The 12,869-nt window shown below is 42.5% G+C and carries 8 protein-coding genes; all 8 read left to right on the forward strand.

Features of this window, described 5'->3' with window-relative positions; genetic code table 11:
• Positions 1 to 4: 4 nt before the first annotated feature.
• Positions 5 to 907: a pectinesterase family protein gene (locus GM920_RS02140; RefSeq protein WP_235964408.1), complete on the forward strand. Its 903-nt coding sequence runs from the start codon at positions 5 to 7 to the stop codon at positions 905 to 907.
• Complete coding sequence (locus GM920_RS02145; RefSeq protein ID WP_235964409.1) at positions 889 to 2,640, forward strand: glycoside hydrolase family 43 protein; 1,752 nt, start codon at positions 889 to 891, stop codon at positions 2,638 to 2,640. The genes GM920_RS02140 and GM920_RS02145 overlap by 19 nt, the downstream gene beginning before the upstream one ends.
• Positions 2,641 to 2,770: 130 nt before the next feature.
• Positions 2,771 to 4,465 carry a glycoside hydrolase family 28 protein gene (locus tag GM920_RS02150; RefSeq protein WP_235964410.1) on the forward strand — a complete coding sequence of 565 codons (1,695 nt, stop codon included), beginning with the start codon at positions 2,771 to 2,773 and terminating at the stop codon, positions 4,463 to 4,465.
• A 69-nt stretch (positions 4,466 to 4,534) separates the two neighbouring features.
• A complete protein-coding gene (locus tag GM920_RS02155) occupies positions 4,535 to 6,484 on the forward strand; it encodes a glycoside hydrolase family 88/105 protein (RefSeq protein WP_182952987.1) in 1,950 nt (649 codons plus the stop codon).
• Complete coding sequence (pelA, locus tag GM920_RS02160) at positions 6,481 to 7,521, forward strand: pectate lyase (RefSeq protein WP_182952989.1); 1,041 nt, start codon at positions 6,481 to 6,483, stop codon at positions 7,519 to 7,521. The genes GM920_RS02155 and pelA overlap by 4 nt, the downstream gene beginning before the upstream one ends.
• Positions 7,503 to 9,533 (forward strand): alpha/beta hydrolase family protein, encoded by a 2,031-nt coding sequence (locus tag GM920_RS02165; protein WP_182952991.1) that lies wholly within the window; start codon positions 7,503 to 7,505, stop codon positions 9,531 to 9,533. Before pelA ends, GM920_RS02165 begins: the two co-directional genes overlap by 19 nt.
• 139 nt (positions 9,534 to 9,672) lie before the next feature.
• Positions 9,673 to 11,205, forward strand: coding sequence for a tagaturonate reductase (locus GM920_RS02170; protein WP_182952993.1), 1,533 nt, complete (start codon positions 9,673 to 9,675; stop codon positions 11,203 to 11,205).
• Positions 11,205 to 12,857 (forward strand): UxaA family hydrolase, encoded by a 1,653-nt coding sequence (locus GM920_RS02175; protein WP_182952995.1) that lies wholly within the window; start codon positions 11,205 to 11,207, stop codon positions 12,855 to 12,857. Before GM920_RS02170 ends, GM920_RS02175 begins: the two co-directional genes overlap by 1 nt.
• Positions 12,858 to 12,869 lie beyond the last annotated feature (12 nt).

A 12,869-nucleotide genomic window follows, 5' to 3' on the forward strand; every position in this document is an offset into this window, starting at 1 on the left:
AACAATGGCCCAAAATACAGCACCTGATTCTTTTACGGTAAGCAAGGATGGAAAAGGTGATTTTGAAACGATACAAGCTGCAATTAATGCAGTTCGCGATTTTTCCCTTCAAGTGGTCACTATCCGTATTAAAAAGGGCGTTTACAAAGAGAAAATAGTAGTGCCTTCCTGGAAGACAAAAGTCTTTCTTCTCGGGGAAGACCCACAGTTTACGGTGATCTCCAACGGGGACTATTCAGGTAAAGCAGGCTTCAATACCTATAATTCTTATACGATGCTGGTGCAGGGGAATGATTTCAGGGCTGAAAACCTAACCATTGAAAATGATGCCGGGCCAGTTGGACAAGCAGTTGCACTTCATGCCGAAGGAGACCGGTTGATGTTTAAGAATTGCCGGTTTTTGGGGAATCAGGATACGCTTTTTCCTGCGGTGGATACCAGTAGACAGTATTACTTAGACTGTTATATTGAAGGAACTACAGATTTTATCTTCGGGGCTGCTACTGTCGTTTTTGAACGTTGCCATATCCACAGCAAGAAGAATTCTTACATCACTGCGGCCTCCACTACTGCTGCACAGCGTTTTGGTTTTGTTTTCAAGGACTGTAAGCTGACAGCGGCACCGGGTATAGAAAAAGTATACCTGGGCAGGCCATGGCGTCCTTATGCCAATACGGTATTTATAAACACGGATATGGATGCACATATTTTGCCTGCGGGCTGGCGTGCATGGAATGAAAACGACAACCATAAGACGAGTTTTTATGCGGAGTACGCCTCGAAAGGTCCAGGTGGGCTAAAAGAAGCCAGGATTCCCTGGTCAAATCAATTGTCAAAGAAAGAAGTTAAAGCTTATACATTAATGAACATATTTTCAGGAACAAGTTTATGGAAGCCGGAACAGTAGTTAAAAAAACAGGGAATATGCCTAGCCATTTGTGCTGGGGTAGTTTATGGTTGGGCAGTGTTTTGTTTTGTCCAGCACCTTTACAGGCGCAGACCTCACCAAGGTATGCAAAAGAAAAGCCTACAGTGAGTAGCAGCACAATTAGTAAAGTTTGGGTAGCTGATCTGGGTAATGGGACTTATAAAAACCCGGTTTTGAATGCCGATTATTCTGATCCGGATGCCATTCGGGTGGGTGATGATTTTTACATGATTGCTTCCAGCTTTGATGGTGTTCCAGGGATTCCAATTCTACATTCCAAAGATCTCGTGAACTGGAGGATTATTAACCATGCTTTAACCCGACAAATTCCTGAAGCTCATTTTTCTAAAACCCAACATGGCAATGGGGTTTGGGCACCAGCAATTCGCTTTCATAAAGGAGAGTTTTATATTTATTACCCGGATCCGGATTTCGGAATCTATTTAATTAAAGCAAAAGATCCAGTCGGAAAATGGTCTGCGCCAGTCTTGGTCGCAGCAGGGAAAGGTCTGATAGACCCTTGTCCGCTTTGGGATGAGGATGGGAAAGTTTATTTAGCTTATGCTTATGCCGGCAGTAGAGCCGGAATTAAAAGTGTGCTGGCGGTTAAACAGCTCAATGAAGCGGGAGATCAAGCCATAGACCAGGGGCAGCTCGTTTATGATGGTCATGAGGACGATCCGACGATTGAAGGGCCAAAATTTTATAAACGTAACGGTTATTATTACCTGTTTGCTCCGGCGGGTGGTGTATCCACTGGATGGCAACTCGTGCTGCGTTCAAAAAACATCTATGGCCCATATGAAAGAAAAGTCGTGATGGATCAAGGGAAATCCCCAATAAACGGACCTCACCAGGGGGCATGGGTTGATACACCAGGTGGAGAAGATTGGTTCCTTCATTTTCAGGATAAAGGCCCTTATGGTCGTGTGGTACATTTACAGCCGATGAAATGGCTGAAAGATTGGCCCGTGATTGGGCTGGATGCTGAAGGAAAAGGAATCGGAACCCCAGTCATACAATATAAAAAACCGGCTGTAGCTAAGATTTACCCCATCAATACACCTGCAGAAAGCGATGAGTTTAATGATCATAGGATGGGCCTTCAATGGCAATGGCAAGCCAATCCTGAAGCCACATGGGCGATCATGAACCCTGGAAAAGGTAATTTGCGGCTTTTCACACAATCCGCTCCCGAAGACATGAATAGTTATTGGGAAGTACCTAACCTGCTTTTGCAAAAGTTTCCTGCGGAGGAGTTCATGGCCACTGCTAAAATGAAATTCAGTCCAAATTTAAAGTTGGAGGAAGAAAAAGCTGGGTTGATTGTTATGGGTAGAAGTTATGCGAATCTTGCTTTGAGAAGTAAAAACGGTCAGGTTTCTTTGGTATACAGCACCTGTGTTGGGGCCGCTAAAGGTAAAAAGGAGCAAGAAATTAGCCTCACAGACTGGAAAGAGATAAAACAAAATGGAACTCATGCGCAGCCAGAGGAAGTCTATTTGCGCGTTAAAGTAGGCAAAGGGGCAGTTTGTACTTTTAGCTACAGCGTAGATGGCTTGAATTTCAAATCTCTTCCAGAAACGTTTCAGGCAGAAGAAGGCCAATGGATCGGGGCAAAAATGGGCCTTTTTGCAGTTAAAAAGGGGAAAAGCAACGATTCCGGTTATGCAGATTTTGATTGGTTCCGAGTGGAACCGGTTCATTTTTAAAGCCCTTACGGGAACGATTGCGCAGTTATTTTGAGCGCTTTTGTTTTATTCTCTCCCAAAACTATGTAGAATTGTGAAGCAGCTGGAAACAGTTGAACCAAATAGATTACGATACCTAAACCAACCTTGTATGAACAAGATTAACCCTATGCTGTGGTCTTTGTCCTTTGCTCTTTTGTTATGGAACCCTTCGGTTTCCAATGCACAAGGATCAAACAAAGCGCAACAGTATTCATTTGATAACTTACCGACAGTAAAAGGAACGGCTTTTAAAAAAGATACGATTAATATTCTGAGTTATGGCGCCAAAAATGACGGCATCACTTTAAATACAAAAAGCATCAATGCTGCGATTCAAGCTATGAGCAAAAAAGGCGGGGGTGTTGTGGTTATCCCGGCTGGTTTATGGTTAACGGGCCCTGTGGAGTTGAAAAGCAATGTAAATCTGCATTTGCAAAAGAATTCTCTGTTGCAGTTTAGCAAGGATTTTAAACAATATGAATTGGTGAAGGGAAACTGGGAAGGGTTCCCACAGATGCGTAACCAGTCTCCAATCTGGGCAAACCAGGAAGTAAACATCGCGATTACTGGTTTTGGAATTATCGATGGTGGTGGTGATGCCTGGAGAATGGTGAAAAGAGATAAATTAACCGAAAGCCAATGGAAGAAATTACTCGCTTCAGGTGGGATCGTATCTGAGGATAAGAAAATCTGGTATCCTTCAGCCTTGACTATGAAAGGATCAAAAATGAAGGATGCAGGGAAAATTAGCCCGGAAAAAACGCCAGAATTCTATGAAAGCATTAAGGATTTTTTACGTCCGAATTTAATGGTGCTGAATCGTTGTAAACAGATTTTATTAGAAGGGGTAACCTTTCAGAACTCTCCAGCCTGGAACTTACATCCATTAATGAGTGAAGATCTGATAGTAAGGAATGTATACGTTAAAAATCCATGGTATGCGCAGAATGGCGATGGAATAGACATTGAATCCTGTAAAAACGTGTTGATTGAAGGAAGTACCTTCGATGTTGGTGATGATGGAATTTGTATTAAATCTGGTCGCGATGCTGCGGGAAGGGAACGCGGAATGCCAACCGAAAATGTGGTCATTAGAAATAGTACCGTTTACCATGCTCATGGTGGTTTTGTGATTGGCAGCGAAATGTCTGGTGGAGCAAAAAATATTTTCATTTCTGATTGCACTTTCATTGGAACAGACATCGGCTTACGCTTTAAAACGACCAGAGGAAGGGGTGGTGTGGTAGAAAATATCTATGCTAAGAACATCAATATGAAAGACATTGCTGGCGAAGCAATTCTTTTTGACATGTACTATGCTGCGGTTGACCCGGTTCCTTTAACAGGAGAGCAGCGTTTGGCGCCTAAAGTAGAATTATTACCTGTAACCGAGGAGACGCCGATATTCAGAAAGTTTTACATCCAGAATATCGTTTGTGATGGTGCTTCCAAGGCGGTATTTATACGGGGATTGCCTGAAATGAGTATTAGTGATATTTATCTGGATAATTTGGTGATTAAAGCCGATGAAGGGGTCGATATTCAGGAAGCTAAAAATATTCATTTGACGAATGCTCACCTGGACATTCCTGGTGCAAAGCCTTTGCTGTATATACAAAACGGAAAATCAATCAATTTTAAAAACATAGACTATACCAATGCTGAACTGCTGCTGCGGGTTTCCGGAGCAGAAAATAAAGACCTGAAAATCTCAGATACCGGAACTACTAAGGCGAAAGTGCTGTCAGAATTTACGCATGGTGCAAAACCTGAGGTATTCGAAATAAAGAAAACAAAAAAATAATTTTCTGTAGCCTGAGAAGTGCTATCCTTGATCATATGGGGGCTTTTACCCCTGAAATAAAGAAACAAAATGAAAATAACCTGGATAAATACGGCGGTCGCTCTGCTGATCTTGAAGGCAAGCTGTTCTTCTGTTGCCTTTGCACAGTCGAACGAGCCACTCTCAGCGCGTATGGCGGCTAAAGTGATGGAAATATGGGCCGATTCGCTAAACCTCAATCCTGAGCAGCCTAAGCCGGTTAAATGGGCTTATGACCAGGGGGTGATCCTCGAGGGGATTGATGGCCTTTGGAAAAGAACCGGAAAAGGTGAATATTTCAAGTATATGCAGAAGAGCATGGACTTTTTTGTGACCAAAGACGGTATAATTCAACGTTACAAGCCACAGGACTATAACATCGACAATATTAAAAATGGTCGTTCTCTACTCACTTTGTACAAAGTGACTGGTCAAATGAAATACTTTAAAGCAGCTACCGCATTAAGAGAGCAGCTTAAAGGCCATCCACGGACTAAAGAAGGAGGATTCTGGCATAAAAAGATTTATCCTAATCAAATGTGGCTGGATGGCTTATATATGGGGCAACCTTTCTATGCTGAGTATGCGGCGTTGGTAAATGATCAAGCTGCTTTTGATGACATTGCCAATCAGTTTGTCCTGATGGAAAAACATAGCAAAGACCTGAAGACAGGTTTACTGTACCATGGTTGGGATGAATCAAAGGAGCAAAAATGGGCAAACCCGGTAACCGGGCAATCGCCTAATTTCTGGGGACGTGCCATGGGTTGGTATGCGATGGCGCTCGTAGATGTGCTGGAGTATTTCCCAAAAGACCATTCAAAAAGAAAAACACTTGAGGAGATTTTAAACAGAACCGCTGTGGCGATTAAGAAATATCAGGATCCAAAATCGGGGCTCTGGTATGACATCCTGGATCAACCAAATGCAAAAGGAAATTATCCGGAAGCTTCTGCTTCCGCTATGTTCGTTTATAGTTTAGCAAAAGGAGTAAGGTTAGGTGATTTGCCTGTTTCTTATCTTGCTGTTGCAGAGCGTGGTTATCATGGAATAGAGAAAGTTTTTGTGGAGCATTTTCCTGATGGGAAGGTAAATCTGAAAGGTACGGTTAGTGTGTCTGGATTGGGCGGTAAACCTTATCGAGATGGTAGTTTTGCTTATTACATGAGCGAGCCGGTAATTAGTAATGACCCTAAAGGTGTAGGGGCCTTTTTACTTGCTGCAAATGAGATGGAATGGATTTCCGCAGGAAAACCTGGAAAGGGGAAAACGGTGATGCTGGACAATTACTTTAACCATGAAATTAAGAAAGACCAAAGTGGGAATGACCTTTCCTGGCATTATAAATGGGCAGAACGTGCCAATGGAGGTTTTTCAATGTGGGCAGGGATTTTTGAAAGAAATGGCTTTAAGGCGAAAGAATTGTCGGAAGCGCCAACTTTGAAAAACCTCAGCAATGCTGCTGTGTACATTATTGTGGATCCGGATACCGAAAAAGAAAGTCCAAAACCAAATTATATTGAAAGCAATCACATCAAAGACCTGACCGCTTGGGTGAAAGCAGGGGGGCTATTGGTCTTGATGGCAAATGACACCGGGAACACCGAGCTAGATCATTTTAACCAGTTGGCCAAGCCTTTTGGTGTTCAGTTCAACAAGGACAGCAAAGGCAGAGTAAACAAGAACGAATATGAAACGGCAAGGATTGATATTCCTGCAAGAAATTCTATCTTCAAGAATGCAAAGCGGTTGTTTGTGAAGGAGTTTAGTAGTTTTACTTTAAGTGGTACTGCAGTTGCTGTCGTTAAAGACTCAGCAGGAAATAATGTCATTGCCATTTCAAAATATGGTAAAGGGACGGTCTTTGTGATCGGTGATCCATGGCTGTACAACGAGTATGTTGATGGTCGGAAATTACCAGCGGATTATGATAATTTTACGGCAGCAACAGACTTGGTGCAATGGTTGGCTAAACAATTACCTTCAACTTCGGGCAAATGAAAATATTAACTTTCGCGCTGATGGTAGTCTTGCAGAGTTCTTGTGCTCTTGCGCAAAACACCAACAAGGCGTCTTCGGATTTGGATAGTACCGCAGAAAAAATACTGGTTTATCAGCGTAGCGTAGGCGGCTGGCCAAAAGCAGTAGGCAAGGTGGCTATAGATTATGATCAGGAACTATCTGCGCAGCAACGTTTGGAGATTAAAGCGGATTCACTGCATGATGATGCTACAATTGACAATAAAGCGACGACCAGAGAATTACGTTACTTAGCAGGGGCATATCGCAACACTAGAAATTCAAAGTACCTTGCTGCGGTAAAAAAGGGTATTGATTACCTTTTTAAGGCACAATATGAAAATGGAGGCTGGCCACAATATTTCCCTGATCATCATTTGTATCGCGGGCAGGTCACTTATAACGACAATGCCATGGTCAATGTGTTGAATGTGTTGCAGGATCTGGCAGAAGGAAAGGAAGGCTTTGAAGTACTTTCCGAAGAATACCGTAAAAGAGCTTTGGGAGCGATTGAAAAGGGTATTTCCTGCATTTTGAAAACGCAAGTATTGCAGGATGGAAAATTGACGGTCTGGTGTGCACAATATGATCAACACAGCTTAGAACCGGCTCAGGCACGGAAGTTTGAGCCGATCTCACTAAGTGGCATGGAATCCGTTTATATCGTAGAGTTTTTGATGCGCCAGAAAAATCCTTCTACGGCCATCATCGCTGCTGTTAAATCTGCTGTAGCCTGGTTTGATAAAGCTAAAATTACCGGTTATGACTTCGTGTTCATTAAAGATTCTAAACTGCCTGGCGGTAAAGACCGGGTGTTGAAAACAGATTCTTCCAGTGTGATATGGGCTAGATTTTACGACATCCCGACCAATATACCCATTTTTACGGGTAGAGAAAGTGTCCCTAAAAAGGCCGTCGCTGAGATAGAACTGGAAAGACGGGTAGGATATGCCTGGTATGGGAAATGGCCGGAAAATCTAATTGATAAGAAATATCCGAAATGGTTAAAACAACTTTAATTGCTGCTGTTTTTCTATTCTTTAACAGTGTCTTATGTTTCTCTCAGCGGCCATTTGATGTGCTGGATTGGAAAGGAGAGACCAGCTTAAATACCTATCTCGTTGGTAAGCTGAAGACAGCATATGAGGCTAGGAGAATGACATTGGCAGCGGCTAAAGGTTCCAGGTCAGCGACACTGGACTATCAGCATAAAGTCCGGACTAATATCGCTTTAGTTATGAAAGGATTTCCAACAAAAACAGCATTAGAACCAGAGGTAACAGGGACCTTAAGTCGGGCTGGTTACCACATTGAAAAGGTGATTTATCAGAGTTTTAAGAACCACCATGTCACGGCTAATCTTTATGTACCTGCTGGAAAGGGGCCTTTTCCTGCTGTGATCATGTTTTGCGGCCATGAAGATCTCGCTAAGGCAACACCTTCCTATCAGCAAACCGCCATTCTTTTTGCAAAGAATGGTTTTGTTGTTTTTGTGATTGATCCCCTTTCCCAAGCAGAAAGACATCAATTACTTGATACAGCAGGGAGGCCTGAAACAAAAGGAGGTACAACTGAACACACCTTACTCAACCAGGCGGCTAATCTTTTCGGCAATTCTGTAGCGGTTTATGAGGTTTTCGACAATATCAGGGGTCTGGACTACCTCTCCAGTCGTAAAGAAGTAGATACGGCAAGAATCGGCTGCATTGGAAATAGTGGTGGAGGGATGCAGGTCATTTATTTTGCAGCGATGGATGACCGGGTGAAACTACTGGCGCCATGTAGTTATCTGGCCAGCAGGGAGCGTACTTTGGAGATGACCGGTCCTGCTGATGGCTGCGCACAAATCCCGGAAGAGGGAAAATATGGATTGGAAATGGTTGATTTTCTGATTGCAGCGGCTCCCAAGCCTATATTGGTTTTGGCGGGTAAATTTGATTTTATCGATTATCAGGGAACCCTGGAGTCTTATCGGGATCTTAGACAGGTTTATACAGATTTGGGCGTTTCTGCTGACTTGGAACTGTTTAGTTATCCAGATGGTCATGGCTTGTCCAAACCTAAAAGGGAAGCGGCAGTCAGCTGGTTTCGTAAATACTTTTATAAAGATGTAAAGCCGGTTAAAGAGGGGGAACAACAAGATGTAACAGGTAGCTCTCAGCTCTTGCCAGCAGAAAGATTATGGTGTACTCCGGAGGGAATGCTGCAAGGGAAGCAGGAACAAAGTCTGGTTGATTATCACCTGTCTTTATATCAGGAATTGGCGTCAAAAAGGGCTGTCTTTTCTAAACAAAATCATTTGTTTAAATCTAAGGAAATAAGGGTGTTGTTGGGGGTGTCTGACCTGAATATTGAAGTGTTTTCGGAAGTGTTGGATTCCGGAGTAATCGGGGGTTTTAAGCATCAGGGTTTAACAAGAAATGAACTGAAGTATCATAAAGTGATCCTTAGAACTCCAAATGAGATTCCTTTGCCTTTTCTGTTATTGAAGCCAAAAGCCGAAATCAAACAGGTATTGATTTGGGTAAACGAAGATGGGAAAGCACTTCTAGCCAAAGATACGGATAGCCTGAAGAAATATCTTGATCAAGGCATTGCGCTGATCCTTCCTGATTTGAGAGGGATTGGAGAAACAAAAGACAAGGTCAGTTTAAACGATCCGAAATATCAAAACAGAGATTACCGGAATGCGATGTTTGCTTTGCACCTCGGGCAACCGTTGGTAGGTCAGCGGGTTTACGATATCCTTTCTTTGGTGCAATTTGTAAAAAGTGACCAATTGCTTGGGAATCACAAGATATTGTTGCGCAGCAATGGCCTCTTAAATGTTGCGGCGATGCATGCCGCTTTTCTTGAGCCTGCTATTGTGCAGCTGGACTTACATCAGGGGCTTAATTCTTACCTCAGTAGGTTAGAGAATCCCTTACAAAAAGATGGGTATACGGAGCTTATTCCTGGTGTCCTTTCTTATTACGACCTTCCTGATTTGATCAAATGGTTGTCGCCAATACCCGTAAATTTCTTTAAATAATGGCCTTTCTGAGGAAATAGACCAATAAATCGGGCACGATAACGTTCCCGATAACGATTGCGCAAATAATTTCCTGTGAAGCCGGTCATTCCTTATAATTATTATGTAGAATTGTTTCAAACCGAATGTAAATTAAGACATGATACTATCCAAAACCACCTTAAATGGTCTGGGGTCAGCGCAGCTAATTGTTCCTGATCAAAGGCATTTTAACCTTCCTGAAAGAGTCTTACAATTTGGGACTGGCGTACTATTGCGCGGACTTCCTGATTATTTCATCAACAAAGCAAATCTGAAGGGGATTTTCAATGGCAGAATTGCTGTGGTAAAGTCTACTAGTAAAGGGAATACGAATGCTTTTACCGAACAGGACAATTTGTATACGATATGTGTCAGGGGAATTGAACAAGGAGAGAAAATAAAAGAGAATATCGTTACATCTGCGATTAGTCGGGTGTTGACGGCGGATACAGATTGGGATCATATTCTGGAAATAGCGACCAGTAAAGACTTGCGATTAATTGTTTCTAATACCACAGAGGTGGGTATACAATTGGTTAAGGAAGACATTAATCAAAGTCCGCCACGCTCATTTCCAGCCAAATTACTCGCAGTATTGTATGCGAGATATCTTGCATTTGCTAAAACAGATGAAGATGCGGATTTAGTGGTGATTGCGACAGAGTTGATCCCTGATAACGGAAAAAAGCTGGAGGCTATCGTGTTTGAGTTGGCTGATTATCAAGGTTTGGATAGCGAATTTGTTGGTTGGTTAAAACAGCATGTTCATTTTTGTAATTCCCTGGTAGATCGGATTGTCCCAGGAAAACCTGATGAAGCGGTATTAGCGGAATTAGAAGCGGAATTGGGATATACGGATCAGTTGTTGATCATGGCTGAGCCTTATCGCCTATGGGCAATTGAAGGTGGAGCAGCAGTAGAGCGTTTACTTGGATTAACTGGAGTAGATGAAGGTATTATTGTAAAACCAGATATTGAGATTTATAGAGAGTTAAAAGTCCGTCTATTAAATGGCTCACATACGCTTGCTTCGGCTATAGCTTTCCTTTCAGGGATTTCAACCGTAGCAGAAGCGATGGCAGAAGCACCTTTAAAGCGCTATATCAGTAAGGTCATGCAAAAAGAGATTGCACCCGCGATCCCTTATGAAGTGGCAATAGCACTATCAACCGCTTTTGCGGATACGGTAATTGATCGTTTTTCTAATCCATTTATTGCCCATTCCTGGATCAATATTACCTTTCAATACACCATGAAGATTAAAATTCGAGTGGTTCCGGTATTGCTCAATTATTATAAAAAATACCACCAGGTTCCGGCGCATATCGCATTGGGTTTTGCGGCTTACCTGGTGTTTATGCGGGTTAGCAGAGCTTCCTCCAATGGCCAGTATTTTGGCGTTTTCCAAGGCAAAGAATACCAGATTACAGATGATCAGGGAAGTTACTTCCAGGAGAAAAGTGGATTATCTGCAGCGGAATATATACAACAGGTATTATCGGATGAAGGACTGTGGACTACTGATTTATCAGTTTTACCTGGGTTACAAGAAACCATAACAGATCAATATCAAATGATTCTATCGGTAGGAATGCAGGAAACGTTGCAACAAGCTTTGCAACAGTCAGAAAAACATTTACAAAGCAATTAATGAAGCAAAGAATATTAAAGGTCCATCCAAAGGATAATGTGTTGGTGGCGTTAACGGACCTGTCCAAAGGAGAAGTGTTGAGTTACGACGGCGCAGAATATCTTTTGCAAGACCATGTAGCAGCTAAACATAAGTTCAATACAATAGCTTTGAAAGCTGGTGACGAGCTCCTGATGTATGGTGTATTGGTTGGTAAAGCACAGCAGGATATTCCGGTTGGCTCCCTGTTAACCACTGCAAACATCAAACATGCTTCAACTAGTTTTGAGACCAATGAAGCGCATTTATCTTGGAATAAACCAGATATCCAAGCTTGGAAAGACCGTACATTTGACGGTTTTCATCGCAATGACGGGCAAGTAGGAACGGCAAATTATTGGCTGGTGATTCCAATGGTTTTTTGTGAAAACAGAAACCTTGAAGTGATTCAAGAGGCTTTGTTGAATAATTTAGGTTATGGTCGCAATGAAACTTATCAGCAACAGGCCAAAGAATTGATTGCTTTGTATGAACAGGGGAAAAGTTTGGATGAAATTCTGAATACGCAATTGGTTTATACGGAGCAAAAGGAAAAAGCCAATCGTCTATTCCCTAATGTAGATGGGATCAAATTTCTGACCCATACGGGCGGTTGTGGTGGTACGAGACAAGATTCGCAGACTTTATGTGGGTTATTGGCTGGCTACATTACACATCCGAATGTAGCAGGTGCAACGATCCTTAGTTTGGGCTGTCAGAATGCCCAGGTCAGTATATTACAGGAAGAAATTGAAAAACGTGTGGCTAATTTTGACAAACCATTATACATTCTGGATCAGCAGACTATTGGGAAAGAATCTGAGCTGTTAAGTATGGCAATTAAGCAAACGTTTGCAGGTTTGATTCAAGCGAATGCGAATGTTAGAAAACCCGCAGCATTGAGTAAGTTGTGTATTGGATTGGAATGTGGCGGTTCAGATGGTTTCTCCGGAATATCTGCAAACCCTGCAATTGGCTATACTTCCGATTTATTAGTTGCCTTAGGCGGTTCCGTAATTCTTGCAGAGTTTCCAGAATTGTGTGGAGTAGAGCAGAACTTGAGCGACAGGTGTGTAACGCGTGAAGATGCAAGTCGTTTTTCCGAACTGATGACTACTTATAGTAGCAGGGCAACAGCTGCAGGATCAGGATTTGACATGAATCCGTCCCCTGGGAATATTAAAGACGGATTAATTACAGATGCCATTAAATCTGCCGGAGCAGCAAAAAAAGGGGGGACTTCCCCGGTAGTTGCAGTTTTGGACTATCCAGAGAAAGTGACAAAACCTGGATTAAACCTGTTATGTACTCCTGGTAATGATGTGGAATCTACTACAGCAGAGGTAGGATCAGGTGCGAATGTGGTTTTATTTACCACTGGCTTGGGAACGCCGACAGGAAATCCAATTGCTCCAGTAGTGAAAATTGCCAGTAATACACGCTTATTTAATAAAATGAGGGACATTATTGACCTGGACACCGGATCAATCATCGAGGGCGAGGAGAGTATTGAAGCTGCTGGTGCCCGGATTTTAGAATATGTAATCCAAGTGGCCAGTGGAGCCGTGGAGGTGAGTGCCTTACGCCATAGACAAGATGATTTTATTCCCTGGAAAAGGGGCGTTTCTTTATAAAATTTTATACAT

Origin of the sequence: Pedobacter gandavensis, assembly GCF_014172405.1 — a bacterium.
Taxonomy (GTDB): Bacteria; Bacteroidota; Bacteroidia; order Sphingobacteriales; family Sphingobacteriaceae; genus Pedobacter; species Pedobacter gandavensis.